The sequence below is a fragment of the Gordonia oleivorans genome, from assembly GCF_040044975.1.
In the GTDB taxonomy this organism is placed as follows: domain Bacteria; phylum Actinomycetota; class Actinomycetes; order Mycobacteriales; family Mycobacteriaceae; genus Gordonia; species Gordonia oleivorans.
Map to the genome: position 1 here is coordinate 261,917 of NZ_JBDZDI010000004.1, position 15,919 is coordinate 277,835.

The following is a 15,919-nucleotide window of genomic DNA, read 5'->3' on the forward strand; positions in this document are numbered from 1 at the left end:
CGCGTCGGCGCGGACGGCGGCGCGAACACCGGGATCGACCCCCGGTTGCGATGCGTGTCAGACGTCGATCGTGCAGTCCCCCGCCGCGGCGCTCACGCAGGTCTGGATGCGTTCCCCCTCGACGTGTTCGGCGCCGGACCGCAGGTCACGCACACAGCCCTTGTCGAGCATCACCACGCAGCTCTGGCAGATCCCCATCCGGCAGCCGAACGGCATGATGACCCCGGCCGACTCACCTGCCTCGAGCAGGGTCGTCGCCCCGTCGACCTCGGTGCTGCGGCCCGCCCGTCCGAAGGTGACCGTGCCGCCCTGCGCCCCCACGGCTCCCCGCTCCAGCGCGAAGCGTTCGATGTGCAGATTCTCGGTGACCCCGGCGGAATCGAAGGCGCCGGTCAGCATGTCCAGGAAGCCCGACGGACCGCACGCCCAGGTGGCCCGCCCGGTCCAGTCCGGGCACAGGGTGGTCAGATCGGCGGCGGTGAGCTTGCCGTCGACTCGGGTGTGGCGGATATGCAGGTCGATCATCCCGGAAGCGGCGAGGTCGTCGAGTTCGGTGGCGAACAGCAGACTCTCCGGCGTCGGGGTGGAGTGGATCAGCGTGATGTCGGTGCGCTGCCGGCGATGGGTCATGGTCCGCAGCATCGAGATGATCGGCGTGAGACCACTGCCCGCGGTGGCGAAGAGGATCTTCGCGGGCAGCGGATCCGGCAGGACGAACTCCCCCTGCGGGGCGGCCAGCCGGACGATCGTGCCCGGAGTCAGTCCGTTGACCAGATGCGAGGACAGGAATCCCTCGGGCATCGCCTTCACCGTGATGGCGACGAGGCCGTCGGTCCGGGTGGTGTCAGGCACCGAGGTGAGCGAGTACGACCGCCAGGTCCAGCGACCGTCGACGAGGACACCGATGCCGATGTATTGGCCCGGGGCGTAGTCGAAGGTGAATCCCCAGCCCGGCCGGATGCGGATGGTCGCCGTGTCATCGGTCTCCCGGGCGACCGACTCGATCCGCCCGCGCAGTTCGCGCGCCGACCACAGCGGATTCGCCAGATGCAGATAGTCGTCGGGCAGCAGCGGAGTGGTCATCCGCGCCACCGCGGCGCGCACCCATTGGCCGGCCCGGCTGCGTGCCGCGATTCCCGATACCGGCGCCTCGAAGCGATCCCGGATGCCCACCGATCACCGTCCTCTAGTTCTCGATTCGTGCGCCTCGACCGACGATCGAGACGTAACCTACGCACCCGTAGGTTACGTCACCGAAACCTGATGCGCGACAGCGGCCCGGAGAGCAGGACTCAGAGCAACTCCAGCAGGAACGGCAGCTCCTGCGTGGCATACCAGGCGAGATCGAAATCCTCGACGTCACCGACCGCGAGTTCGGCGTCCTCGTCACCGAGGTCGGCGGCATCGATCACCTCGACGGCCGTCCGCACCGCTGGCTCGGCATCGGCGCCGTCGACGTGCACCGAGGCGATCGAGGTCCGCGGGATCGGGCCGGCCACCCGCACCACCGCGACGTCGAGATCGGGTCGCAGCGTCGCATCGGAAACGTCGGCGGCCACCACCACCCGCCGGACGGGCAGCTGCGAGGAATCGGCGGCGAGCAACCGCAGCGATGCCCGCGCGGCCTCCCGCATGGCGACCTCGGCGAGTTCCTCGTCGTCGCCGGAGAGGAAGGACTCTCGCAGCGCCGGGGTGAGCGCGAACCCGGTGCCGCTGACCGGCGTGAACTCCCCCGTCGACTGCAGCGTCGTCAGCATCGTCAACGTCGCCGGAAAATAGACCCTCATCGCCACACCTCATCACCTTCGCCGCCGCTGCGCCCCACGCCGATCAGCGTAGGAGACGCCCCGACCGGCCCGCCGGTCCGGGTCAGTCGGCACCGACGAGTTCCTCGAACGACTCGGTGACGTAGTCGGCCAGCGCCGGCAGGTCGGCGATGACGCCCCGGTCGGCGGTGAAGGCGAACCGCAACGCTCCGGCATACTCCACGACGCCGATCGACAGCGAATGCCCGGCCACCAGACCCGGAATCGAATAGATGCCGGATACCTTGCGCCCCAACACATACCGATCGGCGACGGGTGCGGCACCGATGGCGATCGGGACGTTGTAGCCGCGCTTTCCCCACGACCGGAACGCCCACGAACCGAGCTCGGGGAAGGGCACCACGCCCAGCTCGGACAGGATCGGGCGGGGTCCCTGGGTGACTCGCCGCGATGACTGCGAGTACCGATCGGCCAGCCCGGCCACCTGCGCGAGTCGCACGGTCGGATTGTCCTCACCGATCGGCAGATCGGTGACGAAACCGGGCGCGCCGACGTCGACCCACCGATCGCCGCATTCGGCGGAGGTGATCACCCCGGGATCGCGGGTGGTCAACGGGATCTCCACCCGCACGGTGCCGGTGATGGGGGCGGCCACGTCGTAGGACAGCAGCCACCGCCGCAGGACGCCGCCGATGATCGCCAGCACCACGTCGTTGACCGTGCAACCGTGCCGCTCGGCGATCTTGGCGCAGTCCCGCCGGGGTATCGAGGCCACCGTGAACATCTGTGACGAGGTCCCCGGCGCGTCCAGCGGGCTCGACGGCGTCGAATCAGTCACCTGGGCCAGCAGATCTCCCACCCGGTCGACGGTGAAACCGACCAGCGAGCGGACCCCGCCGATGACACCGTTGCCGGCGACGACCGACTCGAGCAACTCACCGGGACGCGACACCGCCTCGGCGACCGCTCCGATCGCCAGCGCGGCGGCGCCCGGGGGATGTCCGGGCATCCACACGTCGGGATCGAGGCGGCGGACCTGCGGCGATTCGTCGGTGATCACCTCCGACATCTCCGGCCCGTGCGTGTCGACGAGGCATCGATGGGTTTTGGTGAGGAGGGCATGGCCACCGTCTGCGAGACCTTCGATCAGATACATCTCCCACAGCGGCCGCGAGCGATCGAGTGGCCGCGACATCACCCGGGCGATCAGATCGGCGAGATCGCTCATCGAACCGGGACGCGGCAGACCGGATCGCCGGATGTGGAAGTTGATGTCGAAATCGGGGTCGTCGGCCCACACCGGGCGGGCCAGACCCATCGTCACCGGGCACACGACCTGCCGGTAGCGCGGCGCGACCTGGAGTCGGTTCTCCACCAGCGACACCAGCGACGGGTAATCGACGGGCGATGTCTGATCGGCCTTCTCCGACGACGCCTCGTCGACGACGAGCAGTGCGCCCAGATGACTCGTGGCCCCGGTCGGATCCATGAAGTAGTACATCGCCTCACGCGGGGACAACCGATTGACCACGTCGCCGATCCTAGGACATGTCTCACACTTCCCTTCGCGAGCGGTTGCCGTCGCAGACCCACGCTGCAACTCCCGGCAACGCTTGACTCTCCGCCGCGACGGCGGTTTGACTCCGGGGATGCGGCGGTCATCGCCGAGCGCCGCACCCGATCAAAGGAGATCTCCATGCGTGCAGCCCGCTACTACGATCGCGGCGACATCCGGATCGAGGACATCGACGAACCCGTGGTGACACCGGGCACCGTCGGCATCGACGTGGCCTGGTGCGGCATCTGCGGAACCGACCTGCACGAGTATGCCGACGGCCCGATCTTCATCCCACCGGCCGGGCATCCGCAGCCGATCAGTGGGGAAAGCGCGCCGGTCACGCTCGGCCACGAGATGTCGGGGGTGGTGTACGCGGTGGGCGACGGCGTGGACGACGTCGCGGTCGGCGATCACGTGGTGGTCGAGCCCTACATCATCGGCGAGGGAGTCGACACCGGACCCGACAGTCACGACTACCACCTGTCGGCGGACATGAACTTCATCGGACTCGGCGGATGCGGAGGCGGGCTGGGCGAGAAGATCGTGGTGAAACGCCGCTGGGTACATCCGATCTCGCCGACGATCCCGCTGGATCAGGCGGCCCTGATCGAACCACTCTCGGTGGGTTTCCACGCGGTCGAACGTAGCGGTGCGCGCAGCGGTGACACCGCATTCATCACCGGGGCCGGTCCGATCGGGTTGCTCACCGCGGCGGTGTGCAAGGCCGAAGGGGTGACCACCATCGTCAGCGAACCGAGTTCGCTGCGCCGTCAGAAGGCACTCGAGGCCAAGGTCGCCGACCATGTGATCGACCCGTCCGCCGAGGACGTCGCCGCCCGCGTACGTGCGATCACCGACGGTCGGGGCGCCGATGTCGGCTTCGAATGCACGTCGGTCCAGCCCGGTCTGGACGCCCTCGTCGATGCCCTGGCACCCCGGGGCGTGGCGGTGGTGGTGTCGATCTGGAGCCATCCCGGATCGATCGACATGCAGAGACTGGTGCTCAAGGAACTCGATATGCGCGGCACCATCGCCTACGTCAACAGTCATCCGGCGACGATCCGGCTGGTCGAGGAGGGCCGGATCGACCTGGCACCGTTCATCACCGGACGCATCGGCCTCGACAACCTCGTCGACGACGGCTTCGACACGCTGCTCCATCACAACGAGACCGCCGTGAAGATCCTCGTCTCCCCGTCCGGGGCAGGTCTCTAGATCACGCTCAGGTGAGCGCGAATTCCACCAGCCGCCAACGGTATTCGACGCGCACCGGAATCGTGGGGCGATTGCGGGTGGGCGCCTGGCGAACCCGGCACGGCACCCGTTCGATCCGGCCGGCGAAGGCCCGCACCCGGCGTCCCCGCTCGTAGCTGCCGAAGATCTCCGCGGTGGTGGCATCGCGCATCTGGATGTGGACGCGCCGGACATGGGCCGCCTCACCGACGCCCGCCGGATCGGCATGCGCGAGATCGGCGCGCACCAACGTGCCGATGTGTTCGACGAGGTGCGCCGACACCACCGGTTCGAGGTGATGGGCGGGGCGTCGCCGGTCGATCACCTCGAACACGGCGGTGATGATCGCGATGGCGAAGCGACGCGCCTCGATCGTCGCCGCCGGTACACCGACGGGCGCCCGCCGCGCCGGCGCAACCGGAAGTGATGGCGCCGCCGCGAACACCGCGGTGGTGTCACCGGCACTGCTGGGCACGCCGACGGGTTCACACGCCGGCGCCGGGACGATCTCCAGTCGTACGGGCGGGCCGTCGGGGCCAGGCCTCGGGTCGGCGGCGGCGAGCAGTGCTGGAGGTTGCTGGGTCCGGATGAAAGTGCGCGTCATGGAAGATCGGACGCAGCACACGCCCTTTCGGTTCCATGAATCTCAAAGTTTTTTCGCCGACGGCACTCAGCGCCGCTTCTTCTTGGATTTCGGCGGCTTGCCACCCGCGGTCTTGCCCTGGGCGCGGGCCGCGGCGCGACGCTCACGACGCGTCGCCGACACCAGTGCCGGATCCTCGAGTTCGTCGGCCTCGCTGTGCACGACGGTCGATCCGTCCTCGTTCGGACCGGAGTAGCTGATCTCCGATTCATCCGGGGCCGAGTCGGACACCCCGACCGCCCGTAGTGCCGGTGGTGCCTGACGCGCGGCAGTAGTCGCGGCACCGTTCCCGGCGGCGGCACCGGCCAACGCCGGGGCCGGCTCGCGGCGGGTCGCGGCGGCCGGTGCGGATACCGGCGGGGCCTCGGTCTGCACCTGCACGTTGAACAGGAACTGCAGCGTCTCCTCTTTGAGGCCCTCGAGCATGCCGCTGAACATGTCGTAGCCCTCGCGCTGGTACTCCACGACGGGGTCACGCTGGGCCATCGACCGCAGGTGGATGCCCTCCCGCAGGTAATCCATCTCGTAGAGGTGATCGCGCCACTTGCGGTCGAGGACGCTGAGCAGGATGGTGCGTTCGAGTTGACGCATCGCGCCCTCGCCGGCGACCTCGGTGATCTGCTCTTCGCGGCCCTCGTAGGCGGCCTGCGCGTCGGCGACGAGGATGGTCTTGAGTTCCTCGGCGGAGATGTCGTCACGCTCGCCGTACTCGTTCTCGCCGACGACCTCCTTCGGATCGAGGTCGACCGGGTAGAGGGTCTTCAGTGCCGACCACAATTCGTCGAGATCCCAGTCCTCGGCGTACCCGACCTCGGTCGCGCCGTCGACGTAGGCGCCGACGACCTCGGCGATCATCTCCAGGATCTGTTCCCGGTGATCGGTGCCCTCGAGGATGGTGCGGCGCTCGGCGTAGATCACCTTGCGCTGCTCGTTCATCACCTCGTCGTACTTGAGGACGTTCTTGCGGACCTCGAAGTTCTGCTGCTCGACCTGCGTCTGGGCACTGCGGATGGCCTTGGTGACCATCTTGGCCTCGATCGGCACGTCGTCGGGCAGATTGACCCGGTTCATGATGGATTCGAGGGCGGCACCGTTGAATCGGCGCATGAGTTCATCGCCGAGGGAGAGGTAGAACCGCGACTCGCCGGGGTCACCCTGACGGCCGGACCGGCCACGCAGCTGGTTGTCGATGCGGCGGGATTCGTGCCGTTCGGTGCCGAGCACGTAGAGACCGCCGGCGTCGCGGACCTTCTCGGCCTCCTCGGCGGCGTCGGTACGCGCGGTCTCGATGGCCTCTTCCCACGCCTCCTCGTACTGATCCGGGGTGGAGACCGGGTCGAGTCCGGCCTTGCGCAGCCGGATGTCGGCGATGATGTCGGGGTTGCCACCCAGCACGACGTCGGTGCCGCGACCGGCCATGTTGGTGGCGACGGTGACCGCGCCGGTGCGTCCGGCCTCGGCGACGATCTGGGCTTCTTGCTCGTGGAACTTGGCGTTGAGCACGTTGTGCGGGATGTCGCGCTTCTTGAGTTGACGCGACAGGTATTCCGACCGCTCGACGCTGGTGGTACCGATCAGCACCGGCTGACCCAGCTCGTGCCGCTCGGTGATGTCGTCGACGACCGCGGCGAACTTGGCCTCTTCGGTCTTGTAGATGAGGTCGCCCTGGTCCTTGCGGATCATCGGCTTGTTGGTCGGGATCGGCAGCACACCGAGCTTGTAGATCTGGTCGAACTCGGCGGCCTCGGTCTCAGCGGTACCCGTCATGCCGGCGAGCTTGTCGTACATGCGGAAGTAGTTCTGCAGGGTGATGGTCGCCAGGGTCTGGTTCTCGGCCTTGATCTCGACGCGTTCCTTGGCCTCGATGGCCTGGTGCAGGCCCTCGTTGAAGCGCCGGCCGTCGAGCACACGACCGGTGAACTCGTCGACGATGAGGACCTCACCGTTGCGGACGATGTAGTCCTTGTCGCGGTGGAACAGTTCCTTGACCTTGATGGCGTTGTTCAGGTAGCTGACCAACGTCGAGTTCGCGGTGTCGTAGAGATTGTCGATGCCGAGCTGATCCTCGACGAACTCCACACCGGCCTCGTGAACACCGATGGTCTTCTTCTTGATGTCGACCTCGTAGTGCACGTCACGTTCGAGCAGCGGGGCGATGCGGGCGAACTCGACGTACCACTTGCTCGATCCCTCGGTCGGGCCGGAGATGATCAGCGGGGTGCGGGCCTCGTCGATGAGGATCGAGTCGACCTCGTCGACGATGGCGAAGGTGTGGCCGCGCTGGACGAGGTCGTCGAGGGAATGCGCCATGTTGTCACGCAGGTAGTCGAAGCCGAACTCGTTGTTGGTGCCGTAGGTGATGTCGGCGGCGTAGGCCTCGCGACGCTGGTCCGGGGTCATCCCGGTGAGGATCACCGCGGTGTCGAGACCGAGGAAGCGGTGGACGCGGCCCATCCACTCCGAGTCACGCTTGGCCAGGTAGTCGTTGACGGTGACGACGTGTACGCCGTCGCCGGCGATGGCGTTGAGGTAGGCGGGCAGCACACAGGTGAGGGTCTTGCCCTCACCGGTCTTCATCTCGGCGATGTTGCCGTAGTGCAGGGCCGCACCACCCATGATCTGCACGTGGAAGTGCTTCTGGTCGAGCACGCGCCAGGCCGCCTCCCGGGCGACCGCGAAGGCCTCCGGCAACAGTTCGTCGAGCGACTCGCCGTCGGCGTGGCGTTCCTTGAATTCGGCTGTCTTCGCCTGCAATTCGTCGTCGCTGAGCGCCTCGACCTCGTCGGAGAGTGATTCGACGTGCGATGCGATGGCATCGAGTCGCTTGACCATGCGGCCTTCACCGACGCGCAGCAGCTTGTTCAGCACCGTGGATCGAGTCCCTAACTCATGTCGACAAACGTGGAGAACCGGCCTGCGCAGCGCACAGGCCGGTTCTCATGGTACCGAGGTCGCCTGAGGACCAACTGATCGGCCGGTGTGCCGACCAGCGAGTCCTCGGCTCGATCGGGTCAGGCCAGACGGATCAGGCCGTAATCGAATGCATGCCGCCGGTACACCACCGAGGGCTTGTCGGTCTCCTTGTCATGGAACAGGAAGAAGTCGTGTCCGACGAGTTCCATCTCGTACAGCGCGTCGTCGACGGTCATCGGCACCGCTTGATGCTCCTTGACACGAACGATCTGCCCGGGCGTGCGCTCGGCGACCCCGTCATCCCACTGCGGTTCCGCGGAATCCGGGAGCGGCCCGGGCACCGACAGCTGATTGTCCTTCAGCGGTGGGGCGCCGACCTCGGTCGCCTCGGCCACCGAGATGGGACGCCGATTGCCGTAGTGCACCTTGCGGCGGTCCTTCACCCGACGCAACCGGGACTCGACTTTGTCGAGGGCCGACTCGAGAGCGGAGTAGAAGTTCTCGCCGTGCGCCTGGGCGCGGACCACCGGGCCCTTGCCTGCCGCGGTGATCTCCACCTGCTGACAGACCTTGGACTGCCGACGGTTGCGTTCGTGGTTCAGCTCGACGTCGAAGCGAATGATGCTGGGGTCATACCGTTCGAGTCGCGCGAGCTTGTCGCCGACGTAAATCCGGTAATGGTCAGGGATGTCGACGTTGCGACCACTGAACACCACTGTCGCGGTGGGCTCGGCGGGTTCTTCCGACTCGACGGTCCCGGGGGGAACGACAAATGCGGAATCGTTGTCGTAGTCGTCGACCGCGGCGACCTTGGATTCGCGCTGGCCCTTGCGGTGGATGACAGATGACATTCAACTACCTCCTGGAAAGTGCGCCCCCACGATGCCGCGAACCCGGCGGATCGAACCTCGGACGCCCAAGAGGATGTGAAAGTAGTTGGCGCCCTGCGTATTCGACGATTCTGGCGTTCGCCCGGCAGTGAAGGAGCAGGAACCGAGTCAGTACCGACCGACGGTCGGCACCCATGACGCAGATGGCCTCACCTCCCGCACGAACCACATCCCGCGGTCCGCGATGACCTGTCAACCTCTTGTACCTTCGACCGTAGTCGGATGTTCGCTCCGCGGCCATGTTTCCGATCAGTGCGTCACAATCTCCCTCTTGAAGAGGGGACGAAGGTCCTCGACGGGGTCGGTCGGGCCCGTCGAACCGTCGGGCCGACGCGCCGCGATCCCCAGATCACCCGCCGTCCCCACCCGCGCCGATGGGCCGGTGCGGACCGACGCGTCACCGCCGACCGACTGTCACACTGGCGCCCGTGTCGGCGACCTCGGACCTGTATGCGGCGCTGCGCCAGATCGTCGTCGACGGCGTCGATCTGGCATTGCCCCGACGCTGCGCCGGCTGCGGCGCGCAGGGCCACGACTGGTGTGAGCAATGCGCGAAAGCAACTTACGACGCCCCGGTGGAGCTGCGTCCCCGGGTACCGATCGACATCCCGGTGTGGGCGGCGGGCCGCTACCGGGGTCCGCTGCGACGGGGGATCCTCGACCTGAAGGAGCATCAACGTCGAGGTCTCGCCGAGCCTCTCGGAGCGCTGCTGGGCTCGGCGCTGATCACCCTGGCCCGCTGGGGTGAGCTCCCCGACGCCCCACGGCTGCATCTGATCCCGGCGCCCACCCGCACCCTGGCCGCCCGTCGACGCGGCGGCGACCCGGTCACCGCGATGACGCGGGTCGCGGCGCGGCGGATCGGCCCGCGCGCCGGGGTGATCAGCGCCCTGGTCACCGCGCCGACCACCCGCGACTCGGCCGGACTTGATGCGCGGGACCGCCGGGACAACCTGCGCGGCCGTATCCGGCTGCGTCGGATCGATCCACTGCCGGTGGGTACGACCGTCCTCGTCGACGACGTGCTCACCACCGGGGCGACCGCCGCGGAATCCGTCCGGGTCCTGCGTGCGCACGGCATCGACATCGCGGCGGTGCTGGTGCTCGCCGGCGCCTGAGTTGTCAGGGGATCACCGGGATCGTGCCCGGCGTCATCGCCGGCTCAACCTCGGTCCAGTACTCGTCGGCCTGGCCGTTGGTGCTGCCCAGGCGCAGCACGCCACGCTGATCGGCGAGGTAGACCGTCGACGAATTCGCCACCACCGCGGTGACCGGCGGTGACACGTTCCCGCTGAGCAATCCCACCGCCGGGGTGCCGTTGATGGACAGTTGCGCCACCGGCGAATCGGTCGCATCCCGCGCGATGACCAGAGTGGTCGGCGACGCCCAGTCGAGCGACACCGCGCGATTGCCGATGTTGTACGCGGCGATCCGCGGCTGCTCGAGGGACAGCTGGCCGTCGTCGTTGGTGGCGATCACCGCGAACAGAACCTGTCCGTCGACGATCATCGCCACGCGCACACCGTCGGGGGCGATCTGCAGTTCGGTGATCGCGCCACGGACCAGACCGGTCACCTGATCTGCGTTGACATCGACGATGCGGGTGGCACCGCCGTCGTCGCGCATCCACTCGATCGGCCGACCGTCGACGACCGACCACACCGTGTTGTCCCCGGACCCGAACGACGGGCGGGTCATCGAGGTCCCGGAGGTGACGGTGACGACGTCGCCGCCGTAGTCGCCGATGGCGAGGTCCCGCCGGGCCGGATCCCCGGCGACCGCGAGGACCGCGGCCACCCGGGAGCCGTCGGGGGCGATCGAGGCCGCACGCACCAGGCGGGAAGTCCCGAGTTCGCCGGTGACCGGTGTCGTTCCGTTGTCGATCACGTCGAGCAGTGCGCCGTCGCGGACGATGTTGAGTCCGACGTCGGTGTTCGGTATCGCGTTCGGATCGAACGACCGGACATCGGCGGTCTGCCATCCCCCGGAGCGGTCGGCGACCAGCGGTGCACCGTCGGCGTTGATCACATACGGTCCGCCGACCTCGGCGCCGCTAAGCGTCCAGACCAGCTGGGCCGCCAGCACGGTCCGATCCCGGACGTCGGGGTTGCCGATGCCGGTGAGATCGATTCGTACGCCACCACCGGGGACCGGGGTGACCGGACCGCGCAACGCCGCACCGGCGGGCAACGCCGAATCCACCGCGGGCGCGAGGTCGGTGGCCGGACCGTTGATCAGTGTGGTGATCAACGCCGTCGGGTCGGAGTCCTGTCCGGAATACATCCAGCGCGGGTCGGTGACGAGATGGGTGCGGGTGCGGTCGGTGAAGTACACCGACACCTGCCGATAGCTGACCTCGAACTGATCCCGGTCGATGAGTGTCTGGTCGGGCAGCGTGCCGTCGATGCGCCACTGATTGTTGACGCGAATCATGGTGATGGTGGCCTCCACCTGCCCGCTCGACGGCAGCAGCTGCCCGTCGGGACGCAGCACACCCACGGTGTCGCCGACGAGCCGCATCCGCACGGCGGTCTCGCTGCGCTGGTCGACGTAGGTGTTGATCTTCTCGACGACGATCGAATCGCCGCGGTCGTCCCACTGCGACGCCGAGGCGCGGCTGAGGAATTTCCGCGCGGCCGCGTGCGCGTCGGTCGGCGACGCGGACGCCTTGAGGAAGGCCCGGACCAACGCCTCCGGGTCCATGTCCGACTCCGGTTCGGGCACCGAGTTGGTCGGGCCCTCACGCGCGAACGAACTGATCGGTTGGGGTGCGGAATCGTCGGGCACTCCCCCACATCCGGCGAGCGTCAGCGCGGCCACCACGCCACACACCACCACCATCAGCCGACGACGAACCCGACGGGACCGAGCCCGACGGGGAGTGGACGATGCGCGCATCGGCTCAGTCATCGGCATCCTCACGCCCGGCGGTCGTGGTGGCCGCGGTGCGGGGGGCCTTGCCCGACCCCACCGGCTTGAGTGGCAGCGGGCTGCCCAGCACCTTGTGCCCCCGGACCAGCGGCAGCGTGAGACGGAAGCAGGAGCCCTGCCCCGGTTCACCCCACGCCTCGAGTCGTCCCTGATGCAGTCGGGCGTCCTCGATGCTGATCGCCAATCCGAGACCGGTACCGCCGGATCGTCGGAACCGGGACGGATCCGACCGCCAGAACCTGTTGAAGACGAGCTTCTCCTCTCCCGGACGCAGGCCGATGCCCTGATCACGGACGGTGATCGCCACCGCGTCGCCGTCGGAGCGCATGGTCAGCGTCACCGGGCGGCGTTCGCCGTGGTCGATGGCGTTGGCCAGCAGATTGCGCAGGATCCGTTCGACGCGACGGGGATCGATCTCGGCGAGGACCGGTTCGGCCGGAAGATCGAGGACCAGCTCGGTGCCGGTCTCGTCGGCGAGGTGACCGACGGTCGCCAGCGCCGCATCGATGGGGATCGCCATGTCCATGCGTTCGGCGGCGAGTTCGGCCATGCCCGCGTCGTGACGCGAGATCTCGAGCAGTTCGTTCAGCAACGTCTCGAACCGGTCGAGTTCCTTGTCGAGCAGTTCCACCGACCGCCGGCGCACCGGGTCGAGTTCGTCGCGGCCCTCGTAGAGCACATCGCTGGCCATCCGCACCGTCGTCAGCGGCGTGCGCAGTTCGTGGCTGACGTCGGAGGTGAACTGGCGTTGCAGGCCGCCGAATTCCTCGAGGTGGGTGATCTGCTTGGACAGGCTCTCGGCCATGTCGTTGAACGACATGGCCAGTCGTGCCATGTCGTCCTCACCGCGGACCGGCATGCGTTCCTTGAGCCGGCCGTCGGCAAACCGCACCGCGATCCGTGACGCCGACCGCACCGGGATGACGACCTGCCGCGACACCAGCCACGCGATGGCGGCGAGCAGCCCCAACAACACCAGCCCGCCGGTGAGCAGGGTGCCGCGCACCAGGTCGACGGTGTTGCCCTCGGTGGTGAGGGGGAAGACCAGATACAACTCGAGTCCCGGCACCGACGCGTTGGTCGGCGTCCCGATGATCAGCGCGGGCTGTGTCCCGCCACCGGCGGCCGGCACCGACGAGTACTGATAGGCGATCTGCCCGCCGGCCACCATGTCACGCAGATTGCTCGGGATCTCGGTGATCGGACCGACTCCGGTGACCGCGCCGTCGGCCCCGGGCACGATCAGGACGGTGTCGAAGGTGCCGACATTCCCCATCGTCTGCGGGCTGTCGGTGTCTCGGTCGGTCAGCAGCGACCGCGTCTGCCGTAGCCGGTTCTGCACCGACATGTTGGCGTCGCCGCCGGCCAGGTCGCGTTCCACCGCGATGCGGGCACGCTCGACCTCCTCGGTCGCGGCACTGAGTTTCACGTCGAGGAGCCGGTCGGTGATCTGACTCATCAGGACGAACCCGAGGATCAGCAGCACCACCACGGACAGCACCAACGTCGACACCACGACCCGCAACTGCAGGGATCGACGCCAGATCCGGCCGAACACCGAGGCCAGCGAACTCGCCGAGCGGGTGAGTCGCCCGAAGGTGCTGTTGACGCGTCGTCTGTTGCGGCCGATCACGGCGGGCCGGCCTTGTAGCCGACCCCCCTCACCGTCAACACGACCTCCGGGTTCTCCGGATCGGTCTCGACCTTTGCCCGCAACCGCTGGACATGCACGTTGACGAGTCTGGTGTCGGCCGGATGCCGGTAACCCCACACCTGCTCGAGCAGGACATCGCGGGTGAACACCTGACGCGGCTTGCGGGCCAGCGCCACCAGCAGGTCGAACTCGAGCGGCGTCAACGAGATCGGCACGCCGTCGCGGGTGACCTTGTGGGCGGGGACGTCGATCTCGACGGGCCCGATGGACAGCAGTTCGGCCGGCTCCTCGTCGGTGCGGCGCAGCCGGGCGCGTACGCGCGCGACGAGTTCCTTCGGCTTGAACGGTTTGACCATGTAGTCGTCGGCGCCCGATTCGAGGCCGAGCACCACGTCGACGGTGTCGGATTTGGCGGTGAGCATCACGATCGGTACACCGGAGTCGGCGCGCAGGACGCGGCACACGTCAATACCGTTCATCCCCGGCAGCATGAGGTCGAGCAGCACCAGATCGGGCCGGATCTCGCGCACCGCGGTGAGCGCCTGCGTCCCGTCGCCGACGACGAACGGTTCGAAACCCTCACCCCGCAACACGATTGTGAGCATCTCCGCGAGCGCGGCATCATCATCGACGACGAGGATCCGTGGCTTCATGGTGACAATGGTGACACTGTTGTGACCGTCCGGCCATGATCGACGCGCCGGGCGTGCATCGTCGAGCGAGAATCGCGGAGGAGAACACGTTGGGTCGTCTGATCGCTGTGGAGGGCCTCGACGGCGCCGGCAAGAACACACTCGTGACCGGACTTCTCGACCATTGGAACGGCCTGGGTGCGCGGGTCGCCACGGTGACCTTTCCGCGCTATCACCGATCGGTGCATGCCGACATCGCCGCCGAGGCGCTGCACGGTGATCACGGAGACCTGCGGGACAGCGTGTATGCGATGGCGTTGCTGTTCGCCCTCGATCGCCGCGATGCCGCCGCCGATCTCCGTGAGGCGCTGGACACCCACGACGTCGTCGTCGCCGACCGGTATGTCGCGTCCAATGCCGCCTACAGCGCCGCGCGGCTGCGCGAACCCGCCGACGGCGCGGTCGTCGGCTGGGTGCACGACCTCGAGTTCGAACGGTTCGCGATCCCCCGGCCCGACCACACCCTGCTCCTCGGTGTCGCCGCCGAGGTGGCCATGGATCGCGCGGCCTCCCGTGCCGCCGCCGACCCCGGCCGGCCACGGGATCACTACGAGAAGGATGCCGATCTGCAGGTGCGGGTGGACGAGCTCTACCGTCGGCTGGCGGTCGAATCGTGGGTGTCGCCGTGGACGCTGGTGAGCGACAACGACCCGGCCGTGCTCGGTGATCTGCTCACCGAATGACGGGTCACGGCCGGTCGGCGGCGACGTCGGATAGCCTGGTGCCGACCCCACGTCGCGAGGATGATTCATGACCTATCCGCCATCTCAGGGTGGCACCCCCGGCCCCACCGGTCCGACGGGTGGTTACGGCCCGACCACGACACATCGGGTCCCGATGGCACCTCACCAAGGCGGTTCGGCGGCTCCGGTTCCTCCGCAGGCGGCACCACCGGGCCCGGCGTTCGTCCCGCCGGGGCCACCCTCGCAGGGGTTTCCCGCACAACCCCATGGCGCTGCTCCGCAGGGCCCTCCACCCCAGCCCTTCGGCGCTCCGCCGCAGGGCCCGCCACCGCAGTATGGGCCGGGCCCGGGTCCCGGGATCACACCCGGCACCCCACCGCCGCCGCGCAACACCGGCGCACTCGTCGCGATCATCGGAGGTGCGCTCGCCGTGGTGGTGATCGTCGTGCTCGCGGTGACGCTGATCGTGGTGAACACCGGCGACTCCTCGACCACCGTCGCCGACGACCCGACCACCTCGACGACCACCCTGCCGCAGGGTGGTGGCGGGTCATATCCGACGGACGGGACCGAACCCCCGACGACGTCGGAGCAGTCGGGCAGTCCGGATCAGTCCACGCTGTACGCGATCGGCGACGCGATGCAACGTTACGTCGACGCCCTCAACACCCGGGACCGCAACCGGATCGCCGGCACCGTGTGCTCGGAGGCCCGCAGCGCGGTCGAGGTGCCCACCGAGCAGGGCACGCTGGTGCTGGAACGACTCGCCCTGCGCTCGGTCAACGGGGATATCGCCGAGTCGACGGTGACCACCCACCTGGAACTCGGTTCACAGCAGACGAGCCCGGAGCAGAACGCGGCGACGTTCCGTCGTGAGGACGCCACCTGGTACTACTGCCCGGGCGCCGAACCCGGCATCACCGCCTGAGACCTACCGACGACAACAGCCCGGCGGT

General features: G+C 68.1%; 13 protein-coding genes. 4 read left to right on the forward strand and 9 right to left on the reverse strand.

Annotated elements, in window-relative coordinates; all coding sequences use genetic code 11:
- Positions 1-57: 57 nt before the first annotated feature.
- The 3 genes from ABLE92_RS09425 to ABLE92_RS09435 form a co-directional block, all read right to left on the reverse strand.
- Entirely contained in the window at positions 58-1,173 is a 1,116-nt protein-coding gene (locus tag ABLE92_RS09425; RefSeq protein WP_348804481.1) for a ferredoxin reductase, read from the reverse strand.
- 119 nt (positions 1,174-1,292) lie between these two features.
- Positions 1,293-1,787, reverse strand: coding sequence for a DUF6912 family protein (locus ABLE92_RS09430; RefSeq protein ID WP_348804482.1), 495 nt, complete (start codon positions 1,785-1,787; stop codon positions 1,293-1,295).
- An 82-nt stretch (positions 1,788-1,869) separates the two neighbouring features.
- On the reverse strand, positions 1,870-3,297 hold the full coding sequence (locus ABLE92_RS09435; RefSeq protein WP_348804483.1) for a wax ester/triacylglycerol synthase domain-containing protein: 1,428 nt from the start codon (positions 3,295-3,297) through the stop codon (positions 1,870-1,872).
- Between the two features lie 165 nt (positions 3,298-3,462).
- Between ABLE92_RS09435 and ABLE92_RS09440 the strand changes: the two genes are divergently transcribed.
- Positions 3,463-4,539: a 2,3-butanediol dehydrogenase gene (locus tag ABLE92_RS09440; protein WP_348804484.1), complete on the forward strand. Its 1,077-nt coding sequence runs from the start codon at positions 3,463-3,465 to the stop codon at positions 4,537-4,539.
- Between the two features lie 7 nt (positions 4,540-4,546).
- Here the strand turns inward: ABLE92_RS09440 and ABLE92_RS09445 are convergent, their stop codons facing one another.
- The 3 genes from ABLE92_RS09445 to hpf all read right to left on the reverse strand — a co-directional run bounded on the left by ABLE92_RS09445 (position 4,547) and on the right by hpf (position 8,964).
- Complete coding sequence (locus ABLE92_RS09445) at positions 4,547-5,161, reverse strand: Rv3235 family protein (RefSeq protein WP_348804485.1); 615 nt, start codon at positions 5,159-5,161, stop codon at positions 4,547-4,549.
- Between the two features lie 66 nt (positions 5,162-5,227).
- Positions 5,228-8,068, reverse strand: a complete 2,841-nt coding sequence (gene secA / locus ABLE92_RS09450; protein WP_348804486.1) for a preprotein translocase subunit SecA — start codon at positions 8,066-8,068, stop codon at positions 5,228-5,230.
- Between the two features lie 143 nt (positions 8,069-8,211).
- The gene (hpf, locus tag ABLE92_RS09455) at positions 8,212-8,964 is read right to left on the reverse strand and encodes a ribosome hibernation-promoting factor, HPF/YfiA family (protein ID WP_348804487.1); all 753 of its coding nucleotides are present in this window, start codon (positions 8,962-8,964) and stop codon (positions 8,212-8,214) included.
- Between the two features lie 467 nt (positions 8,965-9,431).
- Between hpf and ABLE92_RS09460 the strand changes: the two genes are divergently transcribed.
- Positions 9,432-10,121: a ComF family protein gene (locus tag ABLE92_RS09460; protein WP_348804488.1), complete on the forward strand. Its 690-nt coding sequence runs from the start codon at positions 9,432-9,434 to the stop codon at positions 10,119-10,121.
- A 4-nt stretch (positions 10,122-10,125) separates the two neighbouring features.
- Here the strand turns inward: ABLE92_RS09460 and lpqB are convergent, their stop codons facing one another.
- The 3 genes from lpqB to mtrA are packed head-to-tail and all read right to left on the reverse strand — an operon-like array spanning position 10,126 to position 14,250.
- The gene (lpqB, locus tag ABLE92_RS09465) at positions 10,126-11,913 is read right to left on the reverse strand and encodes an MtrAB system accessory lipoprotein LpqB (RefSeq protein ID WP_496560783.1); all 1,788 of its coding nucleotides are present in this window, start codon (positions 11,911-11,913) and stop codon (positions 10,126-10,128) included.
- A complete protein-coding gene (gene mtrB, locus ABLE92_RS09470) occupies positions 11,906-13,567 on the reverse strand; it encodes an MtrAB system histidine kinase MtrB (protein WP_348804489.1) in 1,662 nt (553 codons plus the stop codon). The genes lpqB and mtrB overlap by 8 nt, the downstream gene beginning before the upstream one ends.
- Positions 13,564-14,250, reverse strand: a complete 687-nt coding sequence (gene mtrA / locus ABLE92_RS09475) for an MtrAB system response regulator MtrA (protein ID WP_348804580.1) — start codon at positions 14,248-14,250, stop codon at positions 13,564-13,566. Before mtrA ends, mtrB begins: the two co-directional genes overlap by 4 nt.
- Before the next feature lie 80 nt (positions 14,251-14,330).
- Between mtrA and ABLE92_RS09480 the strand changes: the two genes are divergently transcribed.
- Complete coding sequence (locus tag ABLE92_RS09480; RefSeq protein ID WP_348804490.1) at positions 14,331-14,963, forward strand: dTMP kinase; 633 nt, start codon at positions 14,331-14,333, stop codon at positions 14,961-14,963.
- A gap of 67 nt (positions 14,964-15,030) precedes the next feature.
- Positions 15,031-15,891: a hypothetical protein gene (locus tag ABLE92_RS09485; protein ID WP_348804491.1), complete on the forward strand. Its 861-nt coding sequence runs from the start codon at positions 15,031-15,033 to the stop codon at positions 15,889-15,891.
- Positions 15,892-15,919: the final 28 nt, after the last annotated feature.

What these genes read in the sequence shown, in the direction of transcription:
- lpqB (WP_496560783.1), bottom strand. Translation starts at nt 11,913, where the DNA reads ATGACTGAGCCGATGCGCGCATCGTCCACTCCCCGTCGGGCTCGGTCC.
- ABLE92_RS09430 (WP_348804482.1), bottom strand. Translation starts at nt 1,787, where the DNA reads ATGAGGGTCTATTTTCCGGCGACGTTGACGATGCTGACGACGCTGCAG.
- ABLE92_RS09485 (WP_348804491.1), top strand. Translation starts at nt 15,031, where the DNA reads ATGACCTATCCGCCATCTCAGGGTGGCACCCCCGGCCCCACCGGTCCG.
- hpf (WP_348804487.1), bottom strand. Translation starts at nt 8,964, where the DNA reads ATGTCATCTGTCATCCACCGCAAGGGCCAGCGCGAATCCAAGGTCGCC.
- ABLE92_RS09440 (WP_348804484.1), top strand. Translation starts at nt 3,463, where the DNA reads ATGCGTGCAGCCCGCTACTACGATCGCGGCGACATCCGGATCGAGGAC.
- ABLE92_RS09445 (WP_348804485.1), bottom strand. Translation starts at nt 5,161, where the DNA reads ATGACGCGCACTTTCATCCGGACCCAGCAACCTCCAGCACTGCTCGCC.